The following is a 24,728-nucleotide window of genomic DNA, read 5'->3' as shown; positions in this document are numbered from 1 at the left end:
GCCGGCCTACACTTGAATGAAACAATGCCGTCTGAACAGGTTTCAGACGGCATTCCTATGCCTGCCTATTCCCTGTTGCGCGTATGCCAGAAATACCGCCACACAAAACATGGAAACGCAAAAATCAGGTACAGGCAGACGACTGTAGCGTAAAACTCCCAATCCTGATCGTGTACCGATCCTGCACGGGATTCGAGAATATAAGCAAGAATGGCGGTCAGTGCGAAACCTGCCGCCAGCTCGATCAGGTGATGTCCGAAATGTTTGCGCTTGAGCGCGGCCACGCCGAACAGTCTGGTCGTGAGAAAGGGGACGTTGGCAAAGATGAGTGCCAAGACCAAAAGGATGTACATGGATGCGGTCATGGTGGGCTTTCTGTTTGGGCATTGTCGGCGGCGATGCCGTCTGAACTGCATTGCGGAACGGCATATCTTAACAAAAACGGCAGCCTCTGACACGGCTGCCGTTGCGGCGGCTTACAGCGTGTTCTCCAACGCCTTGGCGCACCAGTCGATAACGGTTTGCGGCATAATGCCCCACAGCACCAACAGCAGCGCGTTGATGCTTAAGAGGAATTTTGCGGCATTGTTGCCGCCGGCGGCGGGACGGGCGCGGCCGGATTCGTCAAAATACATGACTTTGACCACGCGCAGGTAGTAGAACGCGCCAATCAGGGACATGATGACGGCAAATACGGACAACCAAACATAGCCTTGTTTTAAGAGTGCCATAATCACGCCGAATTTGGCGTAAAAACCCATCAGCGGCGGAATGCCCGCCATAGAGAACATAACCAGCAGCATCAAAAAAGCAAGCCATACGCGGTGTTGGTTCAGCCCTGCCAAATCGCTGATGTTTTCGCACTCGTTGTCCCCGTCCGACAACACCATCAACACACCGAACCCTGCCGCTGCCATCAGTGCGTAGGTAATGGCGTAATAGAGGCCCGCCGCAAAGCCGACCGCGCCCGCCATAAACGCCAACAGGATGAAACCCATATGCGATACGGTGGAATAGGCGAGCATACGTTTGATATTGGTCTGCATGATGGCGGCAAGGTTGCCGACCAGCAGCGAAGCGGCGGCAAGCAGGGCAAACATCGGCGACCAGTCCTGATGCACCGTACCCAAGCCGGTAACGAGGATGCGGAAGGCGAAAACGACGGCGGCGATTTTCGGCAGCGTGCCGGCCAGCGCGGCGACGGAAGTGGGCGCGCCCTGATAGACATCGGGCACCCACATATGGAACGGCGCCGCACCCAGCTTGAACGCGACGGCGACGACGATAAACACCAAACCCAGTTTTAAAAGCCAAACATTTGCCTGTTCGTTATACGAGTTTGCCAATACTGTGGCAAATTCCAGCGAACCGGTCGCGCCGTAAACCATAGAAATACCGTAAAGCAATAATCCGGAAGCCAAAGCACCCAAAACAAAATATTTCAAGGCGGCTTCGGCGGCAAAGCCGGAATCGCGGCGCAGGGCAATCAGGGCGTAAAGCGCGAGCGACAGCAGCTCCAAACCGATATAGGCGGTAAGGAAATGCCCCGCGCCCACCATCACGCCCATACCCAACAGGGCAAACAATGACAGGGTGTAAAACTCGCCTTTAAACAGGTTGCGCGTTTGATTATAAGGCTTGGCATAAACAAACAGGGCAAACGTCAAAGCATATAAAACCATTTTTGCCAAACGCGACATACCGTCCGCAATATACATCCCATTGAATGAAGACGTACTGCCCTGCTCCCAAACGGCAAGCTGCACCGCCGCCGTAACCGCCACCGTTGCCAGCGCGCCGTAATGCGTCAAACGGCGTTTGTCATCACTGACCCACAAGTCCGCCAGCAACAATAACACCAGCAGCGCAAACAGCACGATTTCGGGCAACGCGGGCATTAAATTCAAATCAGACCAGTTCATTTACACACCTCAAATCTTGCTTTGCGCCACATGGGCAATCAAATCGTTTGCCGCCTGATGCACCACTTCGATAAACGCGTTCGGATACAGACCCATGCCCAAAACAGCAATCGCCAAAACCGCCAAAATCGCAAATTCGCGGCAATTGATGTCTTTCATTTCAGCAACGTGCGGATTGCGGATTGCGCCGAAAATCACGCGTTTGTACATCCACAGGGTGTAAGACGCACCGTAAATCAGCGTCATAGCCGCCAACGCGCCTACCCAGAAATTCACTTTGACCGCGCCCATAATCACCATAAACTCGCCCACGAAGCCGGAAGTTGCAGGCAGACCGGCATTGGCCATACCGAACAACATCATAAACGCCGCAAACTTAGGCATCACATTGACCACGCCGCCGTAATCGGCGATATTGCGCGTGTGCAGGCGGTCATACATCACGCCGATACACATAAACATCGCGGCAGACACGAAGCCGTGGGAAATCATTTGAATGATTGCGCCTTTCAATGCCCAGTCGTCCAACTGCCCGTTAACAAACAAAAACATCCCAAGCGTTACAAAACCCATATGGCTGATGGACGAATACGCCACCAGTTTTTTCATATCGGTTTGCACCAAAGCCACCATACCGATATAAATCACGGCAATCAGGCTCAATACAATGATCACAGGGGCAAAATAGCGTGCCGCATCCGGCATAATCGGCAGGATAAAGCGCAAGAAACCATACGCACCCAGTTTCAGCGTAATTGCCGCCAACACCATCGAACCGCCGGTCGGCGCTTCAACGTGGGCATCCGGCAACCAAGTGTGCACGGGGAACATCGGCACTTTTACAGCGAATGACAGGAAGAATGCCGCAAACAAAAGCTGTTGTACGCCCAACGGAATCTGTTTGATGTTTTGGAAATCGACAATAGAGAAGCTGCCTGTTTGATAGTACAGGTAAACCATAGCAACCAGCATCAGGAGCGAACCCATCAGCGTATAGAGGAACAGCTTGACCGACGCATAGACGCGGCGCGGGCCGCCCCATACACCGATAATCAGGTACAGCGGAATCAGCATACCCTCGAAGAACACATAAAACAGAATCGCATCCTGCGCGGCAAACGCACCGTTAATCAAACCCGACATCATCAGGAAAGCGGCCATATACTGCGCCGGACGTTTCTGAATAACTTCCCAACCGGCCAATACCACCAACAGCGTAATAAACGCATTCAAGATGATAAAGAGCACTGAAATACCGTCCACGCCCAATGCATAGTTGATTTTCAGAAGCGGAATCCACTCGTGGAACTCGGTAAACTGATAGCCGCCGCTCAAACGGTCGAAACCGGTAAACAGGGGCAGCGTTACCAAGAAACCGGCAAGCGCACCCATGAAGGCAAGCACACGCGCCAGCGGCGCACGGCTGTCTTTACCGGTCGCCAAAACCAGCACACCTGCGGCGATGGGTATCCATATTGCCAAGCTGAGTAGGTAGTTGGAAAACATAGTGGTTAACCTGTGGTTAAAATAAAAATGTGTTTATGTGGATATTTCTTCGTTTCAGACGGCCTGAAGGTTTAAGGCCGTCTGAAACCTTATTCTTATCGGAACAAGCCCCAGAAGGTCATGCCGAGCAAGACCAATACGCCAAACACCATAGCGGCGGCGTAAGTGTAGATAAAGCCGGTTTGGACTTTACGCACTTGCGCGGCAACCGCGCCGACCAGTTTGGCGGAGCCGTTGACGATGCCGTTGTCGATAATGGCGGTATCGCCGACTTTCCAGAAGAAGGTACCCAACGCGCGCGTGCCTTTGGCAAAAACGTTGAAATACAGGACGTCGAGGTAGTATTTGTTTTCAAACAAAACGTAAATCGGACGGAATGCCTGTGCAATTTTCGCAGGCAGGTGCGGCAGTTTGACGTACAAAAGCCATGCGCTCAATACGCCTGCGATAGCGAGGTAGAGTACAGGCGAATGCAGGCTGTGCGACACCATCGCCAATGCGCCGTGGAACTCTTCCTTCATGATGTGCATGGTCGGATGCGCGTCGGCATTGACAAAAATCACGTCTTTGAAGAAATCGCCGTAAAGCATGGGTTCGATGGCGATGTAACCAATGATGACGGACGGAATCGCAAGCAGAATCAGCGGCAGGGTAACGACCAACGGGCTTTCGTGCGGATTGTCGTTTTTGCCCAAGCCGTGATGCTCTTCGCCATGATGATCGTCATGATGCTCAGGCAGGCTGCGCCATTTCTCTTCGCCGTGGAACACCATAAAGTATTGGCGGAACGCGTAAAACGCGGTAACAAACACACTGGCAAGGACGGCAAAATAAGCAAAGCTGCTGCCCGGCAGGGTGCTGTATTTCGCTGCTTCGATAATCGAATCTTTAGAATAGAAGCCGGAGAAGAACGGCGTACCAATCAGCGACAAGTTACCGATCAGCATAGTCAGCCAAGTAACCGGCATATATTTTTTCAGATTGCCCATATGGCGCATATCTTGGTCGTGGTGCATACCGATAATCGCGCTGCCTGCCGCCAAGAACAGCAAGGCTTTAAAGAAGGCGTGGGTCATGACATGGAACATCGCCACGGAATAGGCGGACGCGCCCAAAGCCACGGTCATATAGCCCAGTTGCGACAGGGTGGAATACGCAACCACGCGCTTGATATCGTTTTGAATCACGCCCAAGAAACCCATAAACAGGGCGGTAATCGCGCCGATCACCATAATGACCGACAGCGCGGTGCTGCTCATTTCGTAAATCGGCGACATACGCGACACCATAAACAAACCCGCCGTAACCATGGTTGCGGCGTGAATCAATGCGGAAATCGGGGTCGGGCCTTCCATCGAATCAGGCAGCCAGACGTGCAGCGGGAATTGTGCCGATTTACCCATCGCACCGACAAACAGGAGTAAACAGGTTACAGTAATCAAAGACCATTCCACACCGGGGAACAGTTGGATAGTGGCCGTCTGAACATTAGGCAGATAAGCGAATACATCTTGATAGCGCAGGCTGCCGCCGAAATAGGCAAGCACCAAACCGATACCGAGCAAAAAGCCGAAGTCGCCGACACGGTTGATCAGAAAGGCTTTCAGGTTGGCAAATGTTGCGCTTGGACGTTTGAAATAGAAACCGATCAAGAGATACGACACCAAGCCCACAGCCTCCCAGCCGAAGAAGAGCTGGATGAAGTTGTTGCTCATAATCAGCATCAACATGCTGAAAGTAAACAAAGAAATATAGCTGAAGAAGCGTTGGTAGCCGACTTTTTCATCGTGCATATAGCCGATGGTGTAGATATGCACCATCAACGACACGCCCGTTACCACGACCATCATCATCGCCGTCATCGTATCGACCAAGAAGCCGACGGAAAAATCCAAACCGCCCATCGTCAGCCAAGTATAGACATTCTCGTCAAACTTGGCGCGGCTGCCGTCGATAAAGCCCCACAGCACATAAGCCGACAGCACGGCGGATACCGCCACGCCGAGTATCGTAACCGTATGTGCGCCGGCACGTCCGATTTTATTGCCGAACAAACCTGCAATCAGCGAGCCTACCAAAGGCACAAGGGCAATGATGAGATATAAAGTCATGTCGTTCATTTGATTGAACCTAATCGATTTAAAAATTCACGTTCAAGGGAAGGGTTAAGCCACCCGAGAAAAAACCAACAGTAAGGGCAAAATAGCACCGGCAGCATAAATCAAGACCCAAACAGGCAGATTGTCGGTGAACCGTCGCAGCAGAAAAAAATAGGCCCATGCGTACAATCCGGAAATCGCGCCGCTAATGAGTGCGGCAAAAATTCCGCCCGCCAAGGAGAATAACGAAATCACAACAGCAAAAGCTGCCGCCCACATCCATGTGGCGGAACGGTCTGCGTAATACTCCTGCATTTTACCGAATATCAATAATATGATTACCGTAATCATGAACGTTTCCCTTCTGAGGTCGTCCGAAACCGTCCGAACCCGCTTTCAGACGGCATTCAACCTTTCTCATACCCTTCGTAATAATATGACTGCTCAATACCTTTAAAAATGATTTCACGGTTGTCCACATCGTCGGTCAGATTGTCCTTTAACAAAAAGCGCAGTTCTAAATCGTTGACGGGGCTGCGTTCCATCGCCTGCAAATACAAGGTTTTGCTTACATTTTGCCAGTTCACGACTTTTTTCAGGTTTTTTTTCAGCACCAAATCCAGCCAGATGCGGGTACTTCTGCCATTACCCTCCAAAAACGGATGGGCAATGTTCATTTCAACATATTTGGCGATGATTTCTTCAAAAGTCCGCTCGGGCATCTGCTCGATTTTAACCAAAGCCTCTTTTAAATACATGGCGTTGGCAAAACGAAAACCGCCTTTGGAAATGTTGTCTTCCCTGATTTGACCCGCAAAATCATATAAGCCGCCGAACAGGTAACGGTGAATCTGTTGCAGGCCCGCGGTGGTACCGACTTCGATACGGTCGATGTCGCCGCTTTCAAACAGGCGGCGGGCATTATGCAGGCTTTGTTCGTCTATGGATTTCATCGTTTTTCCTATCGGGTTTTCAGACGGCATCGGTGTCTTGTCAGGTCTCGACCCAACCTACCTTTACCCTTTCAACTCATCCAAATCGGCAACGTTGATTGTTTGTCGGTTGCGGTACACCAGCACCATAATCGCCAAACCGATGGCGGATTCGGCAGCAGCAACGGTCAATACGAAGAATACAAAAATTTGTCCGGCAGTATCGCCCAAATGTTGCGAGAAGGCGATAAAGTTGAAGTTCACCGCCAAGAGCATCAGCTCGATGGACATCAGCAATACCAGCACGTTTTTGCGGTTCATAAAGATACCCATTGCGCTGATACCGAACAGGAGCGCACCCAATACCAGATAATGCGTCAAGGTAATCATGCTTTGCCCTCCCCTTCCGGCTTGAGGCCGTCTGAAACTTCGCTTTCTTCGGCAGATTCGACTTGCGGTTTGACCGCTTCCATTTTCACCAGACGCATACGGCCTTGATCGGCACGTACTTTAACTTGGTCGGCAGGATCCATGCGTTTCGGATTAGTGGTTTTACGGTGAACCAGTGCAATCGCCGCCACCATACCCAACAGCAGCAATACCGCCGCCAATTCAAACGGCAACAGGTAGTCGGTATAAATACGGCTGCCCAAATCGCGGATATTGTTGTAATCGGCGGGAATGTCTTTCATCAGACCAAATGCGGCAAGGTCGGTTTTCGGGTTGACCAAAATCAGAATCAGGGCAACTGCCAACAATGTGCCGACCACGCCGGCAACAGGCGCGTGCCGCCAGAAACCGGCGCGCATTTCTTCAATGTCGATGTTCAACATCATCACGACGAACAGGAACAACACCATCACGGCGCCGACGTAAACCACCACCAGCGTAACGCCCAAAAACTCAGCCTGCATCAGCATCCAAAGCATCGCGCTCACGCAGAAGGTCAGCACCAGATGCAAAGCGGCGTGAACAGGGTTTTTAGCGGTAACGGTACGAACCGCACCGTACAAAACGATGGTGGCAAGGATATAGAACAGAATCGCGGAAAAAGTCATTCGTCTGCTCCTTAACGATACGGCGCGTCAGCGGCTTTGCGTTTGGCGATTTCAGCTTCGTATTTGTCGCCGATTGCCAAAAGAATCGGCTTGGTCATGTGCAAGTCGCCTTTTTTCTCGCCGTGGTATTCAAAAATATGGGTTTCCACAATCGCATCGGTCGGGCAGGCTTCTTCGCAGAAACCGCAGAAGATGCATTTGGTCAGGTCGATGTCGTAACGCTTGGTGCGGCGCGTGCCGTCTTCGCGTTCTTCCGATTCGATGTTGATCGCCATTGCCGGACAAACCGCCTCGCACAATTTGCACGCGATGCAGCGTTCCTCGCCGTTCGGATAACGGCGTTGCGCGTGCAAGCCACGGAAACGCACGGATTGCGGCGTTTTCTCTTCGGGGAAATAAATCGTGTCTTTGCGGGCAAAAAAGTTTTTGAGCGTTACGCCCAAGCCTTTTACCAATTCGCCAAGCAGAAAGGTTTTTACTAAGTTAGCCATATTATGTTCCCTCAAAACAGGGATTTCGTTAGGTATTCAAAATCTCTTTGTTCAGACGGCCTCAAGATGCCGTCTGAAACTTATTTCCACAAATTCAGCGGTGAAATCATCCACACGCCCAAAATCACGATGTAGGCGAAGCCGATCGGAATCAGCACTTTCCAGCCCAAACGCATGATTTGGTCGTAACGGTAGCGCGGGAAGGTTGCACGGATCCACAGATACCAGTACAGCACCGCCGCCATTTTCACGAACATCCAGAATGCGGAAGGTGTGCCGATAAAGCCCCAACTTTGCGGGAACGGGGACAACCAGCCGCCGAGGAACATCAGCGAGGTCAGTGCGGCAATCAGAATCATGAAAATGTATTCGGCGAGGAAGAACAGCGCGAACGCGAAGCCGGAATATTCGACGTGGTGGCCGGCAACGATTTCGGACTCGCCCTCTGCTACGTCAAACGGTGCGCGGTTGGTTTCGGCTACGGCGGAAATCAGATAGACGATGAAGATTGGGAACAGCGGCAGCCAGTTCCACGAGAATACGGAACCGCCCGCGATGCCTTTTGCCTGCGCAGCGACGATGTCGGAGAAGTTCATGCTGCCCGACACCATCACGACGCACACCAGCGCGGCGCTCATGGCGATTTCGTAGGAGATGCTTTGCGCGGAAGCACGCATTGCGCCCAAGAACGAATATTTTGAGTTGGAAGCCCAGCCCGCGATGATCACGCCGTAAACCGACAGCGAGGTAATCATCAGGATGTACAAAAGACCGATATTTATGTTGGTCAGCACCCATTCTTCGTTGAACGGAATCACTGCCCACGCCGCGAAAGACGGTGCAAGCGACATAATCGGGCCAATATAGAACAGGGCTTTGTTTGACAGCTTCGGACGGGTTACTTCTTTAAACAAGAGTTTGAACACGTCGGCAAACGGCTGAATCAGACCCCACGGGCCGGTTACGTTCGGGCCGACGCGAAGCTGCATGAAGCCGATGACTTTACGTTCGAAATACGTCAGGTAGGCGACGGTCAGAATCAGCGGAATCAGGATAATCACGATTTTGACGATGACGGATACCACCAAGCCTACGGTGATGCCCAAATCGCCCAGACCGAGCGTTGCGGCAAAGAGGTTTTGGAACCATTCCTGCATGATCAAGCTCCCGCCAGTTCAATAGTGTCCATCAACGCACCCAGTGCGGCATTTTCGGTATGCAGCGGCAGATGCACCACGTTTTCAGGCAGTCCGGCATCGGCTTTGACGGCAACCGATACGCTTGCGCCGTTTTGTTTGGCGACAGCGGTTTGTCCGTCTTGCAGGCCCAAGCGTCCCAAAGTGTTCGGATTCACACGCGCGGCAGGCACGGCGGCATGGACGGTTGCCTGCAACGGTGCGGAACGGCGCACGATGGCATCGGTGTGATAGATGCCCACTCCGCCCACGCGCACGAGGCGGCTTGATGCCGTCTGAAAATCTTTTTGAGTCGAAGACACGCGGTTGTCCAGTTTGGACGGCAGGCTTTCCGCGTCCAGCGCGTCTTTCAGAATCGCGGCGGTATCGTGGTATTCAAAACCTTGCAGGTCAAACAGGTTGCCCAATACGCGCAACACTTTCCACAGCGGACGCGAGTCGCCGAAGCCTTGTACCACGCCGTGAAAGGATTGCAGACGGCCTTCCATATTGATGAAGCTGCCCGATGTTTCGGTAAACGGCGCAATCGGCAACAACACGTCGCACACATCCAGCAGCGTTTCGCTGACAAACGGTGTAAACGCCATCACGCTTTTCGCCTGTTTCAACGCGGCCACGGCTTTTGCACCGTCAACCGTATCGATTTCCGGCTCGACGTTGAGCAGCAAGACTGCCTGTTTCGGCGCGTTTGCCATTTCGGCAACGCTCTCGCCGGAGTTTACATTCAAGACATCCGCACCAACACTGTTGGCGGCTTGCGGCAAAATACCCAGCACTGCGCCGGTCGCGTCCGCCAGCTCTTGCGCGGCGGCATAAATGGCGGCGTAATCAGGATGGTTTTGCACTTCCGCACCCAAAATCACCGCTGCTTTTTCAGCATTTTTCAGGCTGGCGGTAACGGCGTGTTCCGCATTGGCAGACAGGTTTTTCAGACGGCCTGCCCACTCGTCGGGATGTGCGGCTTCTTGAGAGAGAAGCGGCATCAACAACTCTTCCTTGCTGCCGGCCAATACGCTCAATGCCATACGGTCTTTGGCGGCGCGGCGCAGGCGGGCGGTCAGGAGCGGCTGTTCTTTGCGCAAGTTCGCACCGACTACCAATACGGCATCATTGTCAGCCAAAGATTCAATGCTTTGTCCCAACCATTGCGCACCTTTAAGGCCGTCTGAAAGACGTTTGTCTTGTTGGCGCAAACGGGTTGCAAAGTTTTTAACGCCCAAGCCGTCGGCGAGTTTTTTCGCCAGATACAGCTCTTCAACCGTATTCATCGGGTTCGCCCAAATGCCGACTTGGTTTTGGTTGCCGTCTTTGGCGATACATTCAAGCGCGCTGCGGACATATTCCAACGCGGTTTTCCAATCCACGTCCATCCACTCGCCGCCCTGTTTGATTTTCGGTTTTTTCAGACGGCTTTCGTGATACAGGCCTTCGTAGGCAAAACGGTCGCGGTCGGACAGCCAGCATTCGTTGATGGCTTCGTTTTCCAACGGCAGCACGCGGCGGACGGTATGGTCTTTGGTTTGCACAATCAAATTGCTGCCCAAAGCGTCGTGGGCGGAAACGGATTTGCGGCGGTTCAGCTCCCAAGTACGCGCGTTGAAACGGAACGGTTTGCTGGTCAATGCGCCGACAGGACACAAATCAATGACATTGCCTGACAATTCGGTTTCCACTGCTTTGCCGATAAAGGGCATGATTTCGGAGTGTTCGCCGCGATTGACCATCGCGATTTCCTGCAAGCCGGCGATTTCTTCAGTGAAACGAACGCAACGGGTACAGTGGATACAACGGCTCATTTCCTCGGCGGAAACCAAAGGCCCCATGTCCTTGCCGACGACAGAACGTTTTTCTTCGGTATAACGGCTGGTGGTTTTGCCGTAGCCCACCGCCAAATCCTGCAACTGGCATTCGCCGCCTTGGTCGCAAGTCGGACAGTCGAGCGGATGGTTGATGAGCAGGAACTCCATCACGCCTTCCTGCGCCTCTCGGGCTTTTGCCGAATGCGTACGCACAATCATGCCGTCCGTTACCGGCGTGGCGCAGGCGGGCAGCGGTTTGGGGGCTTTTTCCACGTCCACCAAACACATACGGCAGTTGGCGGCGATGGAGAGCTTTTTGTGGTAACAGAAATGCGGAATATAAGTACCGAGCTTGTGCGCGGCTTCAATCACCGTCGCACCCTGCTCCACAGATACCTGTTTGCCGTCGATTTCGATTTGTAACATGGTTCGTTCCTAGTTACGGGTATTTGATAAATAATCTTTTCTGGAGGTCGTCTGAAAACTTAGCACCATTTATTCGGTTTCATCGGCCCGCCGTGTTCGATGTAATGCACAAACTCATCACGGAAATGCTTGGTAAAGCTGCGGACGGGGAAGACGGCGGCATCGGCGAGGGCGCAGATGGTGCGGCCTGCCATTTGGTTACCGATAGAATCGAGCAAATCCAAATCTTCCATTTTACCTTTGCCTTCTACGATGCGGTGGACGATACGGTAGAGCCAGCCCGTACCTTCTCGGCAAGGCGTACATTGGCCGCAAGACTCGTCGTAGTAGAAGTAGCTCAAACGCTCAAGGGCTTTCACCATGCACACGTCTTCATCCATCACGATAATCGCACCGGAACCCAGCATCGAGCCCGCCTTGGAAATCGAGTCATAGTCCATATTGGTCTGCATGATGATATCGGCAGGCAATACGGGCGCGGACGAACCGCCGGGAATAACGGCTTTGAGTTTTTTGCCGCCGCGCATACCGCCTGCCATTTTCAGGACTTCGGCAAACGGCGTACCCAATGGCACTTCATAGTTGCCCGGACGTTCGACATGGCCGGAAATACAGAACAATTTGGTCCCGCCGGCATTCGGAATGCCTTTGTCGGCAAATGCCTGTCCGCCGTCACGGATAATGAAGGGGACGGAGGAGAACGTTTCGGTATTGTTGATGGTGGTCGGTTTGCCGTACAGGCCGAACGAAGCAGGGAATGGCGGCTTAAAGCGCGGCTGGCCTTTTTTGCCTTCCAACGATTCGAGCAATGCGGTTTCTTCGCCGCAAATATATGCGCCGTAACCGTGGTGGGCGAAGAGTTCAAATTCAAAATCCGAACCCAAAATATTTTTACCCAAAAAGCCTGCGGCACGCGCCTGCTCCAAAGCGGCTTCAAAACGTTGGTAGCCTTCGAAAATTTCGCCGTGGATGTAGTTGTAGCCCGCTTTCGCACCCATCGAGTAACCGGCAATAATCATGCCTTCAATCAGGGCATGAGGATTGAACATAATGATGTCGCGGTCTTTAAATGTACCCGGCTCGCCTTCGTCGGTGTTGCAAACGACGTATTTTTCGCCCGGGAAAGAACGGGGCATAAAGCTCCATTTCAAACCGGTCGGGAAGCCCGCACCGCCGCGCCCGCGCAAGCCGGAGGTTTTGACTTCGTCAATCACGTCGGTTTGCGAGATGTTTTCGGACAGGATTTTACGCAGGGCGGTATAGCCGCCGCGTTTGACGTATTCGTCCAATGTCCAGCAGTCGGGATTGGCGGTATCCACTTGGTCAAAAATCACGCCTGATTGGTAAATAGCCATTTTTGGTGTGCCTGTTTGTTTTCGTATCGGTTGCAGCTGCCTGCCGTCTCAATGTTCCTGATGCCGTCTGAAACGGTTTGTCTGTTTTCAGACGGCATTTTCCTGTCTTCGTTTAATCTGAACCAAACCTGCGTTTGTTCTTCCCGTCATCAATCAAAATTACCATCCGCTGCACATATTTTCACACGGAATGCCGTCGCCATCGCCGTCCATCTTGGTATCGGAACAGTTCCTTACAAACCATTTGGCTTCTTCGCACGAAGTCATTTGTGAGCAATGTTGCCTGCCGTCGCAACGGTATGGGCTGCTGTCGGGCTGCTGCCGTTTTATTTCGGGCAATACTTGCGTTTTAACCGGCGTATTTTCCTGTTTCGGAGTCAGCTTCTCTGACGCATATTGATACGCCTTATAGCCGATTACCGAAACAAGCAGCAAACCGACCGACAAAGACAGCACAACCTGAACAATCGAAGTGGGAGATTCCTCGTCTTTTCGATGTTTCTTGCGGTATACGGGAGAAACTGCACGCTCCCGATTCAGATAGCGTATCTGTTTTGCAGAAAATCTTCCCTTGCCGTCTGAAACCACTTCAAAAGAAACCTGCTCGTCAAGCCCGGGACGCGGATTTCTTTGCAGGAAGTCGGAAATATGGCAGAAAATCTCTCCTTCCCCACTTTCTGTACGTATAAATCCGTATCTTTTGTCATCATGCCATCGGACGATTTTTCCCTTCATTGATTCGGTTTCCCTGTTTTCTTTATTCCCGATTTGATTTGTCCAATCGGTCTAAAACGGCGGACAGGAATGTCTACCCTACCGGTTTTCCTGTTTTCAGACGGCATTTCCCCAGTTTATTCCAACTCCGCCAGTTTCTTCTCAATCGCTTCTTCGGTCATAAAGCTGCACATGCTGTGGTTGTTGACCAACATAACGGGAGCGTCGCCGCATGCGCCCATGCATTCGCCTTCGACAAGGGTAAACTTGCCGTCAGGGGTGGTTTCGCCGTAGCCGATACCGAGTTTTTGTTTGAGGTATTCGCCGGTAGCCATACCGCCGCGCAGGGCGCAGGGAAGGTTGGTGCAGACGGTCAGTTTGTATTTGCCGACAGGCTCAAGGTCGTACATATTATAGAAGGTAGCGACTTCGTAGGCTTGTGCAGGCGAGATGCCGATATAGTCTGCGACAAAGGCGATGGTCTCAGGAGCGAGCCAGCCTTTTTCGGTTTGGGCGATACGCAACGCACCCATGATGGCGGAACGGCGTTGGTCGGCGGGATATTTTGCCAACTCAATATCAATTTGTTTTAAGGATTCTGCGGATAACATTATCGGTCAACCTCCCCGAATACGATGTCCTGCGTACCGATGATGGCAACAACGTCGGCGAGCATATGGCCTTTTGCCATTTCGTCCATACCTTGCAAGTGGGCGAAGCCGGGTGCGCGGATTTTCAGGCGGTAGGGTTTGTTTGCGCCGTCTGAAATGATGTAAACGCCGAACTCGCCTTTCGGGTGTTCGACAGCGGTGTAGGTCTCGCCCTCGGGAACGTGCATACCCTCGGTAAAGAGTTTGAAATGGTGAATCAGGTCTTCCATACCTGTTTTCATTTCGGTACGTTTGGGCGGAGCAAATTTGTGGTTTGTGGTAATGACCGGACCTGGATTGACACGCAACCACTCGGAACATTGTTTGATGATGCGCACGGATTGACGCATTTCTTCCATACGGCAGAGGTAACGGTCGTAGCAGTCGCCGTTGACACCGACGGGGATGTCGAAATCCATTTTGTCGTACACTTCGTAAGGCTGCGTCTTACGCACGTCCCATTCCACGCCCGAACCGCGCAACATCACGCCGGTAAAGCCTTTTTGCATGGCGCGCTCGGGGGAGACGACGCCGATGCCGACGGTACGCTGTTTCCAGATGCGGTTATCGGTCAGGAGGGTTTCGAGTGTGTCGATATTTTTGGGGAAGCGTTCGCAGAAGGCATCGATAAAGTCGAGCATAGTACCTTCGCGGGATTCATTGAGCTGCTTCAATACTTTGGCGTTGCGGAATTTGCTGCTCTCGTATTTGGGCATGAAGTCGGGCAGGTCGCGGTAAACGCCGCCGGGACGGAAGTAGGCGGCGTGCATACGCGCGCCGGAAACGGCTTCGTACAAGTCCATCAGCTCTTCGCGGTCGCGGAAGGCGTAAAGAATGGCGGTCATCGCGCCGATGTCGAAGGCGTGCGAACCGATGCCCATCAAATGATTGAGGATGCGCGTTACTTCGGCGAACATGACGCGGATGTATTGGGCGCGGATAGGCACATCGATACCGGCAAGTTTTTCTACTGCCAAACAATACGCCTGCTCATTGACCATCATGGAAACGTAGTCCAAGCGGTCCATATAGGGCAGGGCTTGCAGGTAGGTTTTGGTTTCCGCCAGTTTTTCGGTGCCGCGATGCAGGAGGCCGATATGCGGGTCGGCACGGACGATTTGTTCGCCGTCCAGCTCCAAGATCATACGCAATACGCCGTGCGCCGCAGGGTGTTGCGGGCCGAAGTTGATGGTGTAGTTTCTTAATTTATTGGCCACCGTAGTTCTCCTCACGGACGATACGCGGCGTGATCTCGCGCGGCTCAATGGTAACAGGTTGGTAAATCACGCGTTTTTGCTCTTCGTCGTAACGCATTTCCACATAGCCGGAAATCGGGAAGTCTTTGCGGAACGGATGTCCGACAAAGCCGTAATCGGTCAGGATGCGGCGCAAGTCCGGGTGGTTGTTGAACATGATGCCGTACATATCGAAGGCTTCGCGTTCGTACCAATCCGCGCTGTTGTAAATATCGACTACGGATTCGACTACGGGGAAGTCGTCGTCTGAAACCCAGACGCGTACGCGGATGCGTTGATTGTTTTTAACGGAAAGCAACTGACTGACGACGGCAAAGCGTTTGCCCTGCCATACTTCGTTTTTGTAAGTGCTGTAATCGACACCGCACAAGTCGACCAGAAGCTCGAAATGCAACTCTTCATGGTCGCGCAATGCGGTCATGACTGAAATATAGTGTTCGGGCAGACACTCGACGGTAATCTCGCCCAAAGCGGAAATGACTTTGCCTGCCTGATTGCCCAAAACGCGGCTGACGGTTTCGTATAAGTTTTGAATGCTTGCCATATCGTCCTCTCCTTACTCGTCACGCGCGATGGTGGAAGTGCGCTTGATTTTTTGTTGGAGCTGAATCAGGCCGTAAATCAGGGCTTCCGCAGTCGGAGGACAACCCGGCACATAAACGTCTACCGGCACGACGCGGTCGGCACCGCGCACAACGGAATAAGAATAGTGATAATAGCCGCCGCCGTTGGCACACGAGCCCATAGACAATACCCAGCGCGGCTCGGCGAGCTGGTCGTATACGCGGCGCAGGGCGGGCGCCATTTTGTTGGTCAGCGTACCTGCCACAATCATCAGGTCGGCCTGACGTGGGGACGGACGGAAAATGATGCCGAAGCGGTCAAGGTCATAACGCGCCATACCCGCATGCATCATTTCCACGGCGCAGCAGGCCAAGCCGAAAGTAACCGGCCACAATGAACCGGTACGCATATAGTTCAACACCGTATCCGCGCTGGTGGTGATGAAACCTTTTTTCAAAACGCCTTCTATTCCCATTCCAGCGCACCTTTTTTCCATTCGTAAACAAAGCCTACCGTCAGAACGACGATAAACACCAGCATAGACCAGAAGCCGTACGCGCCCAAATCTTTGAACACGACCGCCCACGGCAGCATAAACGCGACCTCCAAATCAAACAGGATAAAGAGGATGGCGACGAGGTAATAGCGCACGTCGAACTTCATCCTGGCGTTTTCAAAGGCCTCAAAACCGCATTCGTAAGGCGCGTCTTTTTCGGCATAGTGGCGTTTCGGGCCCAAAATTGTGCCGAGCAGGATAAACAGCACGCCGGCCGCGAGGCCGACGAGGATGAATACGAGGACGGGAAAGTAACTGGCCAACATAATTGATGCCTGACTGGTTGACGGACAAATCGTTAAAACAAGCTGCTATTTTAGCGAATTTCAAAACCCATTAAAAGGTAAACAGGCAAAAAACGCCAATAAATACAACCATTTTATGATAACGATTCTTATTTTGATTTTATAAATACCCTATCTGATTTCCCCTTTACCGCTTGCTTCCCGCATTCTTCCTTACCCGCATACAGAAATGCCGTCTGAAAGCTTCAGACGGCATCGGGACAACCGCCGTAACGCTACCGGACAGCCTGCAAGGCTTCGCGCACGCCGGCTTTGAGTTCCGCACCCAAACGCCTGCCCAACAGCGTGCCGAAATCGTCCTGCCGCGTGTAATCGACCAAATCCGGGGCTTTGACCACGTCTCGCGCCACGCTGTAAATATTGCCGAGTCCGTCCACCAGCCCGACTTTCTGCGCATCCGCGCCCGTGTACACCCGACCGCTGAACACGTCGGGATATTGTCGGAATTTGAGGCGGCCGCCCCGTCCGGTTTTGACGGCTTTGATGAACTCGCCGTGTATGCCGGTCAGCATTTCTTCCCAGATTTTCGACTGTTCGGGCGTTTCGGGCGAAAACGGATCACCCATGCCTTTGTTGCTGCCCGCAATTTTAACCCTGCGTTTCACGCCGATTTTTTCCATCAGGCCGGTCGCGTCGAAACTGCTGCCGATAACGCCGATGCTGCCGACGATGCTGGACGGGTCGGCATAGATTTTGTCCGCCGCCGCCGCGATGTAGTAGCAGCCGGACGCGCACATATCCTCCGCCACGAGATAAACGGGGATGTCGGAATGTTGCGCTTTCAGACGGCGTATTTCTTCAAAAGCGGTGTTGGAGACGACGGGCGAACCGCCGGGGCTGTTGGCGCGGATGACGATGGCTTTTGCCTGCGGGTTTTTGTAGGCGGCCTCCATACCGTCTTTGAGTTTTTTGACCTGGTCTTCTACACCGTTGCCGATTTCGCCGTACAGGTTGACGACTGCGGTATGCGGCGTATTGCCCGTCAACTGCAATGCGGCTTCGTCTTTTCGGAAAATGCCTGCAATCAGGGCAACCAGAATCAGGGTGCTGACGGCGCGCCAGATGTTTTTCCACATCCGCTCCCTGCGCCTGTCCCGATAGGCGGACAGCAGCACTTCGCGCATAATGTCGCGCTCCCATAAGGTTTCCCCCGCATTTTTTGCTTCGGGTGCTTCGTTTTCTCTTCTGATTCGGTATTGCATGGTTTTCCTTAAATATTGTCCGATTTGGGCAAACGGTTTTCAGTTTACCCGATTTTTCAGCTCTGCTCCCAATCCGTCCAAGCTGTGCAACACTTCCGCCCACGCCGCGTCCAAAAGGTTGACGGCTTCTCCTTCGGCTTTGATGCCGAACTCAATGTGCGGTTTGACCTGCGTGCCGTCTGAATGCGTCCAACCAACGCTGGGCAGGCTGTACGAACGCACGCCGGGATAAGTTTGCTCGATATGCTCCATAAGCGGCGTAATGCGCGATTCGGGCTGCTCAAACACATACACGCTGCGGCTGCCGCGTTCGGTTTGATTGAAGCGGTCGGCATAATAAGTATTCAAAACCCATTCCGCCATCGGGTGCGCCATCACGGGGAAGCCGGGGAAAAAATAATGCTCGCGGATAGAAAATCCGGCGATGTTGTTAAACGGATTGGGCACCAATTCCGCGCCTGCGGGAAAATCTGCCATTTTCAGGCGTTGGGCGTGTTCGGGCGAATCGAGTGGCTCGCCGCGTTTCAGGGTTACGCCTTCGATAAACCCGGCGGCTTGCGCGTGGCGGACGACGGGCAAATCCAAAGCAGCAGCCGCGGCTTGGCGCGTGTGGTCGTCGGGCGTGGCGCCGATGCCGCCGGTAACAAACGTCGGTATGCCGTCTGAAAAACTGCGGCGCAGTTGTTTGACCAGCAAATCGGGTTCGTCAGGCAGATATTGCACCTGATTGAGCTTCAGCCCTTTGGATTCGAGCAGGGATTTGAAAAAGGCGAAATGCTTGTCTTGACGGCTGCCGTGCAGGATTTCGTCGCCGATGATGATGAGGTTGAACAAATGCTGTCGGTCTTTCATAATCTTTCCTTCTGCCTAAAGGCTATTCATGATTTCCCATGATTACTGTTCCAATATTGCTTATTAGGTGCAACGGATAGGAGAGACTCATGTTTGTAATCGGCATTGTTGCGTTTTTCATGTTCATTATCAGCCTTTTTGTGTATGCGTTTGTGCTGATTGTTCAGTATTTGATTATTCGCCGTAAAATTCATCAAGACAAACGTGCAGTCAATTTTCGCGCCAAATATGCTACGCTTTCCACATTTTTTATACAATGGGTTGTTCTGAGCGCATTCAGCTTCTTACCTGCAAACCGTATGATTTTTTCACTGGCAGTCTTTACGGATATTTTACTTGGTTTTTTGTGGTTGTTTTTTGTTGCAACCAATGCAGATGAAATGTGGCGGTTGACCGGGCAAAAAGGCTACTTGTTGTGGCCTTTGGCAGCTGCTTCGGTTTGGGCAGCATGCTTCATTGTATTCAGCTTCGGATAGCGTCTCAATAATTGCGGACAAATGCCGCCTGAAAACCTGAATGCTTTTTCAGACGGCATCAAACTGGATTATCTCATCTATTTATAAGATAATAAGTTCAAATCATGTGCAGAGCGGTTTGCCTCGTTCTGCTTTTATTTTTAGTCCGAAGGATTCCACATGAGTCAAAACAATACTATCCTGCAACACCTCCCCGTTGGTCAGAAAGTCGGCATCGCCTTCTCCGGCGGACTTGATACCTCCGCCGCGCTGTTGTGGATGAAACTCAAAGGCGCGCTGCCTTATGCCTACACCGCCAACCTCGGCCAGCCCGACGAAGACGACTACAATGCCATTCCCAAAAAAGCAATGGAATACGGCGCGGAAAACGCCCGCCTGATCGACTGCCGCGCGCAGTTGGCACACGAAGGCATCGCCGCCATCCAATGCGGCGCGTTCCACGTTTCCACCGGCGGCATCGCCTACTTCAACACTACGCCTCTGGGCCGCGCCGTAACCGGCACGATGCTTGTTTCCGCAATGAAAGAAGACGATGTGAATATCTGGGGCGACGGCAGCACCTACAAAGGCAACGACATCGAGCGTTTCTACCGCTACGGTTTGCTTACCAATCCCGCGCTGAAAATCTACAAACCCTGGCTCGACCAGCAATTTATCGACGAACTCGGCGGCCGCCACGAAATGAGCGAATTTCTGATTGCCAACGGCTTCAACTACAAAATGTCGGTTGAAAAAGCCTACTCCACCGATTCCAATATGCTCGGCGCGACCCACGAAGCCAAAGACTTGGAATTTTTGAACTCGGGCATCAAAATCGTCAAACCCATTATGGGCGTTGCCTTCTGGGATGAAAACGTCGAAATCGAACCCGAAGAAGTCAGCGTGCGCTTTGAAGAAGGCGTGCCCGTCGCATTAAACGGCAAAGAATACACCGATCCTGTCGAACTCTTCCTTGAAGCCAACCGCATCGGCGGCCGCCACGGCTTGGGTATGAGCGACCAAATCGAAAACCGCATCATCGAAGCCAAATCACGCGGCATCTACGAAGCCCCGGGTATGGCGTTGTTCCACATCGCCTACGAACGCTTGGTCACCGGCATCCACAACGAAGACACCATCGAACAATACCGCATCAACGGCCTGCGCCTCGGCCGCCTGCTCTACCAAGGCCGCTGGTTCGACAGCCAAGCCTTGATGTTGCGCGAAACCGCCCAACGCTGGGTCGCCAAAGCCATCACCGGCGAAGTTACCCTCGAACTGCGGCGCGGCAACGACTACTCGATTCTGAACACCGAATCGCCCAACCTGACCTACCAACCCGAACGCCTGAGTATGGAAAAAGTCGAAGATGCAGCGTTTACCCCGCTCGACCGCATCGGACAGCTCACGATGCGCAACCTCGACATCACCGACACCCGCGCCAAACTGGGTATCTACTCGCAAAGCGGTTTGTTGGCATTGGGCGAAGGCTCGGTATTGCCACAGTTGGGCAATAAGCAATAAGTTTCGCCGCATTGCATCGCTGCAATTTAAGGGATGGTCTGAAAAGGCAATCCCTCAATTAAAGGAATCCTATGAAAGAATACAAAGTCGTCATTTATCAGGAAAGCCTGTTGTCCAGCCTGTTTTTCGGCGCGGCAAAGGTCAACCCCGTCAATTTCAGCGCGTTCCTCAACAAACAAACCCCCGAAGGCTGGCGGGTCGTAACGATGGAAAAAGATTTGCGCCGTATGCTGTTGTTTTTCAAACGCGAAGCCTACGTCGTCATTTTGGAGCGGGACCGTGTTTAAGCTCGGCGTTTATGCCTGTCTCGGACTGTTTGCCGGCTGGGTGCTGCTGCTGATTGTGCAACTTTGGTTTTCTTTTCTCGAAGCGGAATTGTTCTTCAAAATCACACTGACTATGGCGGGGCTGTTTGTCATCATCCTCGCCGCCCTGCTGGTATTCGGCCAGTATTTTTCCGAAAAGAAAATGAAAGACGACGGGTTTATCAACTGATGCGGATTTGAACCGGATTCGCAACCCAAACATCACAATGCCGTCTGAACGCCACTGCTTCAGACGGCATCAGCATCAATCCTGCTCTTTTTTGCCGGCAAACACGCCGAATCCGCCCTTTTCCGCATCTGTCGGGTGATAGCTGTATTTTCCCGCCACTTCCTCGCCGGCCGGGCCGTAAAACCTTCCGGAAACATCCCCGCCGCCATTTTCCGTCCAAGTTCCCTTAAAGCCGTTTCCATCGATGGCGGCTTTGAATTTTTGCGTACCCATATGCAAATCATCGCCGCTGTCGATAATGCCGTCCACAGATTTGCTGCCGAAATCGACTTTTGCGGCAAACCTGCCTCCGGACGGGTACGGACGGCCGTTTTCCATATGAAAATGCAGCACTTCGCCGTTGTACACGGCCGCGCCCGCAAGCATTTCGCCTTTTGCCGGTTCGCCTTGCACACGGAGGGCATACGATCCGCCGGACAATTTTTCCGCCCCGTAAGTCAGATACCGGTAATTCCCTTCGGGCGCGAAGATATTGCCGGAGTACCCCGTCAGGCTGACCGCTTCCCCATCGACAATCAGCGTATCCGCCTGATTGACGGGAATCAGCGGCATCTCGGCAGGAAGCGACCGCCTCGACCGTGCAGAACGAGTAGGGGGTTTGTCCGTATAAAAGATGATATATTTGTTAATTCCTTCCATTTTGACTGTTGTAGCAACCAAACCGACAAATTTATCTTTTCCATCTTTCTTATATTTCTCAATTCGTTCAGACTCATTTAATTTTTCAAATTCTGATTTTGACGGTGCTTCTTCATCCAATAAATTATCACCATTACAAGGATCGCCTTTACAGTGGGTCAACGTTATATTTTGCGACGGTCCGTCAATCACAACAGAATTGCCCACGTTCGTCCTTCCAAAATCGCCGCCGCCATTCGTGGCGTTAGGATTGGTTGAAGGGGCAGGATTTTGAGAGCCGCCGACTTGATTGTTTTCGGCTTGATTTGCACCTTGGGCAGCCGTATTGCCGGCATTTTCCCCGCCTGCCGACGGATCGTCCCCCTGCATTCCGTCCGCCGCATTTGCCATATCCAGTTTGTTTTCCGGTTGTACCGATTCCCCGTTATCCGGTACTTGGTTTTCCATATCTCCGGCAGGCATATTCGGTGCCGGGGTGTGATTCGGTGTCAAACTATCTGTATCGGCGGCATTTTGCGGCATATCATTTTGCGCCCCCTCGTCTTCATTTTTGGGTTTGTCCGTTGTTGCCGCACCGCCATTGCCTGTATTTTCTGCCGAAACTGCCGCCATATCTTGACTGCCTTCTCCGGCGGTTGCGTCCTGCGTATCGGCTTGCGGCGCACCGCCCACTGCCTCCTCATCTTTCTTTTCTTTCGGCAGCACCTCTTCCCCGGCATCTTCAGCAACAACAGGAACAGCCGGTTTTGACGGCGTGTCCGCCGACTTGACATCGGGCGATCCGCCACCTCCGCCCCCACAGGCTGAAAGGGCAAAAATACAAGCCATTGCAATCACACTGCGTTTAAACATCATCATCTCCTTCATATTCAAGGCAGCCGGTATTGTTTCCGCCATATGCCCATAAAATTGTAAAAATATGCCGTCTGAACGCCAAACGGGCTTCAGACGGCATAGCTTGGTTTATTCCGCCCGGTTTCTCTGTCGGCCCAAATCGGCGGCAGCGGTAAACAAAACGTCGGTTGAAGAATTCAACGCCGTTTCCGCCGAATCCTGAATTACGCCGATGATAAAGCCGACGGCAACCACCTGCATGGCGACATCGTTGCTGATGCCGAACAGGCTGCACGCCAGCGGAATCAGCAGCAGCGAACCGCCCGCCACGCCGGACGCGCCGCACGCGCTGACCGTCGCCACCAGGCTCAACAGCAGCGCGGTGGCAAAATCAACCTGTATGCCTTGGGTGTGCGCCGCCGCCATAGCCAAAACGGTAATCGTAATCGCCGCACCGCCCATATTGACGGTCGCCCCCAACGGGATGGAAATCGAATAAGTGTCTTCGTGCAGCCCCAGTTTTTTCGCCAAAGCCATATTCACGGGGATATTGGCGGCGGAAGAACGGGTAAAGAATGCATACACGCCGCTTTCGCGCAGGCAGGTAAACACCAGCGGATAAGGGTTGCGGCGGATTTTCCACCACACGATGGCGGGATTGACCGCCAGCGCGATAAACGCCATACAGCCCAACAGCACCGCAAGCAGCTTCGCGTAACCCGCCAGCGCGCCGAAACCCGTCTCCGCGATTGTGGACGACACCAGCCCGAAAATGCCCAAAGGGGCAAAACGGATAATCCATTTCACGACGGTGGAAACCGCTTCCGCCAAATCGGCAACGACCTGCCGCGTAACGTCCGAACCGTGATTCCGCAACGCCGCGCCCAAAACCAAAGCCCAAGCCAGAATGCCGATATAGTTGGCATTGGCAATCGCGTTAATCGGGTTGGCGACCAGGTTCATCAGCAGCGATTTCAACACTTCCACAATGCCGGAAGGCGGCGCGGCGGACACATCGCCCGCGCCCGCCAAAACAATGTGCGTCGGGAAAACCATACCGGCGATGACGGCGGTCAGGGCTGCGGAAAACGTGCCGATGAGGTAAAGGATGATAATCGGCCTGATATGCGCCTTGTTGCCTTTTTGGTGCTGCGCGATTGTGGCCGCCACCAAAATAAATACCAAAACCGGTGCGACCGCTTTGAGCGCGCCGACAAACAGGCTGCCGAACAAGCCTGCCGCCAAGCCCAGTTGCGGGGAAACCGAACCGATTACGATGCCCAACGCCAAACCGGCGGCAATCTGCCTGACCAGGCTGACGCGGCCGATCGCATGAAATAAGGATTTGCCGAACGCCATAATTCTTCCTTATGTTGTGATATGTTAAAAAATGTTGTATTTTAAAAGAAAACTCATTCTCTGTGTTTTTTTATTTTTCGGCTGTGTTTTATAGTGGATTAACAAAAATCAGGACAAGGCGACGAAGCCGCAGACAGTACAAATAGTACGGAACCGATTCACTTGGTGCTTCAGCACCTTAGAGAATCGTTCTCTTTGAGCTAAGGCGAGGCAACGCCGTACTGGTTTTTGTTAATCCACTATAAGGTTACGTTGATTTGCCCTATGCAGTGCCGGACAGGCTTTGCTTTATCATTCGGCGCGACGGTTTAATTTATTGAACGAAAATAAATTTATTTATTTAATCCCGTTTATTTTCCGGCACTATTCCGAAACGCAGCCTATTTTCCATATGCGGATTGGAAACAAAATACCTTAAAACAAGCAGATACATTTCCGGCGGGCCGCAACCTCCGAAATACCGGCGGCAGTATGCCGTC

At 52.6% G+C, this 24,728-nt stretch carries 27 protein-coding genes; 4 read left to right on the top strand and 23 right to left on the bottom strand.

Annotated elements, in window-relative coordinates; translation table 11 throughout:
* Positions 1–65: 65 nt before the first annotated feature.
* The 21 genes from ACNAU7_RS08065 to ACNAU7_RS07965 form a co-directional block, all read right to left on the bottom strand.
* Positions 66–365: a DUF2818 family protein gene (locus ACNAU7_RS08065; protein ID WP_416301892.1), complete on the bottom strand. Its 300-nt coding sequence runs from the start codon at positions 363–365 to the stop codon at positions 66–68.
* Between the two features lie 111 nt (positions 366–476).
* On the bottom strand, positions 477–1,922 hold the full coding sequence (gene nuoN, locus ACNAU7_RS08060) for an NADH-quinone oxidoreductase subunit NuoN (RefSeq protein ID WP_416301891.1): 1,446 nt from the start codon (positions 1,920–1,922) through the stop codon (positions 477–479).
* Between the two features lie 9 nt (positions 1,923–1,931).
* Entirely contained in the window at positions 1,932–3,428 is a 1,497-nt protein-coding gene (locus tag ACNAU7_RS08055) for an NADH-quinone oxidoreductase subunit M (protein ID WP_101126770.1), read from the bottom strand.
* A 95-nt stretch (positions 3,429–3,523) separates the two neighbouring features.
* A complete protein-coding gene (gene nuoL / locus ACNAU7_RS08050; RefSeq protein ID WP_416301890.1) occupies positions 3,524–5,548 on the bottom strand; it encodes an NADH-quinone oxidoreductase subunit L in 2,025 nt (674 codons plus the stop codon).
* A gap of 45 nt (positions 5,549–5,593) precedes the next feature.
* Positions 5,594–5,878, bottom strand: a complete 285-nt coding sequence (locus ACNAU7_RS08045) for a hypothetical protein (RefSeq protein WP_025458230.1) — start codon at positions 5,876–5,878, stop codon at positions 5,594–5,596.
* Positions 5,879–5,934: 56 nt separating this feature from the next.
* Positions 5,935–6,510, bottom strand: a complete 576-nt coding sequence (gene fic / locus ACNAU7_RS08040) for a protein adenylyltransferase Fic (protein ID WP_002215631.1) — start codon at positions 6,508–6,510, stop codon at positions 5,935–5,937.
* A 33-nt stretch (positions 6,511–6,543) separates the two neighbouring features.
* The gene (gene nuoK / locus ACNAU7_RS08035; RefSeq protein WP_002215628.1) at positions 6,544–6,849 is read right to left on the bottom strand and encodes an NADH-quinone oxidoreductase subunit NuoK; all 306 of its coding nucleotides are present in this window, start codon (positions 6,847–6,849) and stop codon (positions 6,544–6,546) included.
* Positions 6,846–7,517 (bottom strand): NADH-quinone oxidoreductase subunit J, encoded by a 672-nt coding sequence (locus ACNAU7_RS08030; RefSeq protein WP_416301889.1) that lies wholly within the window; start codon positions 7,515–7,517, stop codon positions 6,846–6,848. Before ACNAU7_RS08030 ends, nuoK begins: the two co-directional genes overlap by 4 nt.
* 11 nt (positions 7,518–7,528) lie before the next feature.
* On the bottom strand, positions 7,529–8,008 hold the full coding sequence (gene nuoI, locus ACNAU7_RS08025; RefSeq protein WP_002218650.1) for an NADH-quinone oxidoreductase subunit NuoI: 480 nt from the start codon (positions 8,006–8,008) through the stop codon (positions 7,529–7,531).
* 80 nt (positions 8,009–8,088) lie between these two features.
* Entirely contained in the window at positions 8,089–9,165 is a 1,077-nt protein-coding gene (gene nuoH, locus ACNAU7_RS08020) for an NADH-quinone oxidoreductase subunit NuoH (protein WP_002216340.1), read from the bottom strand.
* 2 nt (positions 9,166–9,167) lie between these two features.
* Positions 9,168–11,429: an NADH-quinone oxidoreductase subunit NuoG gene (gene nuoG, locus ACNAU7_RS08015; protein ID WP_416301888.1), complete on the bottom strand. Its 2,262-nt coding sequence runs from the start codon at positions 11,427–11,429 to the stop codon at positions 9,168–9,170.
* A gap of 59 nt (positions 11,430–11,488) precedes the next feature.
* Entirely contained in the window at positions 11,489–12,784 is a 1,296-nt protein-coding gene (nuoF, locus tag ACNAU7_RS08010) for an NADH-quinone oxidoreductase subunit NuoF (RefSeq protein WP_416301887.1), read from the bottom strand.
* Positions 12,760–12,882, bottom strand: coding sequence for a hypothetical protein (locus tag ACNAU7_RS08005; RefSeq protein ID WP_416301886.1), 123 nt, complete (start codon positions 12,880–12,882; stop codon positions 12,760–12,762). The genes nuoF and ACNAU7_RS08005 overlap by 25 nt, the downstream gene beginning before the upstream one ends.
* 61 nt (positions 12,883–12,943) lie before the next feature.
* Entirely contained in the window at positions 12,944–13,519 is a 576-nt protein-coding gene (locus tag ACNAU7_RS08000; protein WP_416301885.1) for an excalibur calcium-binding domain-containing protein, read from the bottom strand.
* 116 nt (positions 13,520–13,635) lie between these two features.
* On the bottom strand, positions 13,636–14,109 hold the full coding sequence (nuoE, locus tag ACNAU7_RS07995; protein ID WP_004467713.1) for an NADH-quinone oxidoreductase subunit NuoE: 474 nt from the start codon (positions 14,107–14,109) through the stop codon (positions 13,636–13,638).
* Positions 14,109–15,365, bottom strand: a complete 1,257-nt coding sequence (gene nuoD / locus ACNAU7_RS07990) for an NADH dehydrogenase (quinone) subunit D (protein WP_002233449.1) — start codon at positions 15,363–15,365, stop codon at positions 14,109–14,111. Before nuoD ends, nuoE begins: the two co-directional genes overlap by 1 nt.
* Positions 15,355–15,948, bottom strand: a complete 594-nt coding sequence (locus tag ACNAU7_RS07985; protein ID WP_002223321.1) for an NADH-quinone oxidoreductase subunit C — start codon at positions 15,946–15,948, stop codon at positions 15,355–15,357. The genes nuoD and ACNAU7_RS07985 overlap by 11 nt, the downstream gene beginning before the upstream one ends.
* Before the next feature lie 12 nt (positions 15,949–15,960).
* Positions 15,961–16,443 carry a NuoB/complex I 20 kDa subunit family protein gene (locus ACNAU7_RS07980; protein ID WP_002215610.1) on the bottom strand — a complete coding sequence of 161 codons (483 nt, stop codon included), beginning with the start codon at positions 16,441–16,443 and terminating at the stop codon, positions 15,961–15,963.
* Positions 16,434–16,790, bottom strand: a complete 357-nt coding sequence (locus ACNAU7_RS07975) for an NADH-quinone oxidoreductase subunit A (protein WP_003681674.1) — start codon at positions 16,788–16,790, stop codon at positions 16,434–16,436. Before ACNAU7_RS07975 ends, ACNAU7_RS07980 begins: the two co-directional genes overlap by 10 nt.
* A 254-nt stretch (positions 16,791–17,044) precedes the next feature.
* On the bottom strand, positions 17,045–18,031 hold the full coding sequence (locus ACNAU7_RS07970) for a S49 family peptidase (protein WP_416301884.1): 987 nt from the start codon (positions 18,029–18,031) through the stop codon (positions 17,045–17,047).
* Between the two features lie 39 nt (positions 18,032–18,070).
* The gene (locus tag ACNAU7_RS07965) at positions 18,071–18,883 is read right to left on the bottom strand and encodes a competence/damage-inducible protein A (RefSeq protein ID WP_416301883.1); all 813 of its coding nucleotides are present in this window, start codon (positions 18,881–18,883) and stop codon (positions 18,071–18,073) included.
* A gap of 89 nt (positions 18,884–18,972) precedes the next feature.
* On the opposite strand from ACNAU7_RS07965, the gene ACNAU7_RS07960 reads away from it, so the two are divergent.
* The 4 genes from ACNAU7_RS07960 (at position 18,973) to ACNAU7_RS07945 (ending at position 21,357) form a co-directional block, all read left to right on the top strand.
* Positions 18,973–19,359, top strand: a complete 387-nt coding sequence (locus ACNAU7_RS07960) for a hypothetical protein (protein ID WP_118793113.1) — start codon at positions 18,973–18,975, stop codon at positions 19,357–19,359.
* A gap of 159 nt (positions 19,360–19,518) precedes the next feature.
* Positions 19,519–20,862, top strand: a complete 1,344-nt coding sequence (gene argG / locus ACNAU7_RS07955) for an argininosuccinate synthase (RefSeq protein ID WP_416301882.1) — start codon at positions 19,519–19,521, stop codon at positions 20,860–20,862.
* Positions 20,863–20,933: 71 nt separating this feature from the next.
* Positions 20,934–21,149 (top strand): DUF4177 domain-containing protein, encoded by a 216-nt coding sequence (locus tag ACNAU7_RS07950; protein WP_002218233.1) that lies wholly within the window; start codon positions 20,934–20,936, stop codon positions 21,147–21,149.
* The gene (locus ACNAU7_RS07945; protein WP_002215129.1) at positions 21,142–21,357 is read left to right on the top strand and encodes a hypothetical protein; all 216 of its coding nucleotides are present in this window, start codon (positions 21,142–21,144) and stop codon (positions 21,355–21,357) included. The genes ACNAU7_RS07950 and ACNAU7_RS07945 overlap by 8 nt, the downstream gene beginning before the upstream one ends.
* A gap of 75 nt (positions 21,358–21,432) precedes the next feature.
* Here the strand turns inward: ACNAU7_RS07945 and ACNAU7_RS07940 are convergent, their stop codons facing one another.
* Together ACNAU7_RS07940 and sstT are read right to left on the bottom strand one after the other, a co-directional pair.
* On the bottom strand, positions 21,433–22,908 hold the full coding sequence (locus tag ACNAU7_RS07940) for a transferrin-binding protein-like solute binding protein (RefSeq protein ID WP_118814135.1): 1,476 nt from the start codon (positions 22,906–22,908) through the stop codon (positions 21,433–21,435).
* Between the two features lie 111 nt (positions 22,909–23,019).
* Entirely contained in the window at positions 23,020–24,249 is a 1,230-nt protein-coding gene (sstT, locus tag ACNAU7_RS07935; RefSeq protein WP_002221731.1) for a serine/threonine transporter SstT, read from the bottom strand.
* Positions 24,250–24,728 lie beyond the last annotated feature (479 nt).

Source organism: Neisseria sp. LACPHL-SPEC-2024-00856 (assembly GCF_047915665.1).
Taxonomy (GTDB): Bacteria; Pseudomonadota; Gammaproteobacteria; order Burkholderiales; family Neisseriaceae; genus Neisseria; species Neisseria polysaccharea.
The sequence above is the reverse complement of the archived record's forward strand: the minus strand, read 5'-3'. Positions and strand labels throughout refer to the sequence as shown.

What these genes read in the sequence shown, in the direction of transcription:
- nuoH (WP_002216340.1), bottom strand. Translation starts at nt 9,165, where the DNA reads ATGCAGGAATGGTTCCAAAACCTCTTTGCCGCAACGCTCGGTCTGGGC.
- nuoG (WP_416301888.1), bottom strand. Translation starts at nt 11,429, where the DNA reads ATGTTACAAATCGAAATCGACGGCAAACAGGTATCTGTGGAGCAGGGT.
- ACNAU7_RS07975 (WP_003681674.1), bottom strand. Translation starts at nt 16,790, where the DNA reads ATGTTGGCCAGTTACTTTCCCGTCCTCGTATTCATCCTCGTCGGCCTC.
- nuoF (WP_416301887.1), bottom strand. Translation starts at nt 12,784, where the DNA reads ATGGCTATTTACCAATCAGGCGTGATTTTTGACCAAGTGGATACCGCC.
- sstT (WP_002221731.1), bottom strand. Translation starts at nt 24,249, where the DNA reads ATGGCGTTCGGCAAATCCTTATTTCATGCGATCGGCCGCGTCAGCCTG.
- fic (WP_002215631.1), bottom strand. Translation starts at nt 6,510, where the DNA reads ATGCCGTCTGAAAACCCGATAGGAAAAACGATGAAATCCATAGACGAA.
- nuoI (WP_002218650.1), bottom strand. Translation starts at nt 8,008, where the DNA reads ATGGCTAACTTAGTAAAAACCTTTCTGCTTGGCGAATTGGTAAAAGGC.
- ACNAU7_RS08055 (WP_101126770.1), bottom strand. Translation starts at nt 3,428, where the DNA reads ATGTTTTCCAACTACCTACTCAGCTTGGCAATATGGATACCCATCGCC.
- ACNAU7_RS07940 (WP_118814135.1), bottom strand. Translation starts at nt 22,908, where the DNA reads ATGTTTAAACGCAGTGTGATTGCAATGGCTTGTATTTTTGCCCTTTCA.
- ACNAU7_RS07965 (WP_416301883.1), bottom strand. Translation starts at nt 18,883, where the DNA reads ATGAAAGACCGACAGCATTTGTTCAACCTCATCATCATCGGCGACGAA.
- nuoN (WP_416301891.1), bottom strand. Translation starts at nt 1,922, where the DNA reads ATGAACTGGTCTGATTTGAATTTAATGCCCGCGTTGCCCGAAATCGTG.
- ACNAU7_RS07950 (WP_002218233.1), top strand. Translation starts at nt 20,934, where the DNA reads ATGAAAGAATACAAAGTCGTCATTTATCAGGAAAGCCTGTTGTCCAGC.
- ACNAU7_RS08000 (WP_416301885.1), bottom strand. Translation starts at nt 13,519, where the DNA reads ATGAAGGGAAAAATCGTCCGATGGCATGATGACAAAAGATACGGATTT.
- ACNAU7_RS08030 (WP_416301889.1), bottom strand. Translation starts at nt 7,517, where the DNA reads ATGACTTTTTCCGCGATTCTGTTCTATATCCTTGCCACCATCGTTTTG.
- ACNAU7_RS07980 (WP_002215610.1), bottom strand. Translation starts at nt 16,443, where the DNA reads ATGGGAATAGAAGGCGTTTTGAAAAAAGGTTTCATCACCACCAGCGCG.
- ACNAU7_RS07970 (WP_416301884.1), bottom strand. Translation starts at nt 18,031, where the DNA reads ATGCAATACCGAATCAGAAGAGAAAACGAAGCACCCGAAGCAAAAAAT.
- nuoL (WP_416301890.1), bottom strand. Translation starts at nt 5,548, where the DNA reads ATGAACGACATGACTTTATATCTCATCATTGCCCTTGTGCCTTTGGTA.
- nuoK (WP_002215628.1), bottom strand. Translation starts at nt 6,849, where the DNA reads ATGATTACCTTGACGCATTATCTGGTATTGGGTGCGCTCCTGTTCGGT.
- ACNAU7_RS08005 (WP_416301886.1), bottom strand. Translation starts at nt 12,882, where the DNA reads ATGCCGTCTGAAAACAGACAAACCGTTTCAGACGGCATCAGGAACATT.
- ACNAU7_RS08065 (WP_416301892.1), bottom strand. Translation starts at nt 365, where the DNA reads ATGACCGCATCCATGTACATCCTTTTGGTCTTGGCACTCATCTTTGCC.
- ACNAU7_RS07985 (WP_002223321.1), bottom strand. Translation starts at nt 15,948, where the DNA reads ATGGCAAGCATTCAAAACTTATACGAAACCGTCAGCCGCGTTTTGGGC.
- ACNAU7_RS07960 (WP_118793113.1), top strand. Translation starts at nt 18,973, where the DNA reads ATGTTTGTAATCGGCATTGTTGCGTTTTTCATGTTCATTATCAGCCTT.
- ACNAU7_RS08045 (WP_025458230.1), bottom strand. Translation starts at nt 5,878, where the DNA reads ATGATTACGGTAATCATATTATTGATATTCGGTAAAATGCAGGAGTAT.
- argG (WP_416301882.1), top strand. Translation starts at nt 19,519, where the DNA reads ATGAGTCAAAACAATACTATCCTGCAACACCTCCCCGTTGGTCAGAAA.
- nuoE (WP_004467713.1), bottom strand. Translation starts at nt 14,109, where the DNA reads ATGTTATCCGCAGAATCCTTAAAACAAATTGATATTGAGTTGGCAAAA.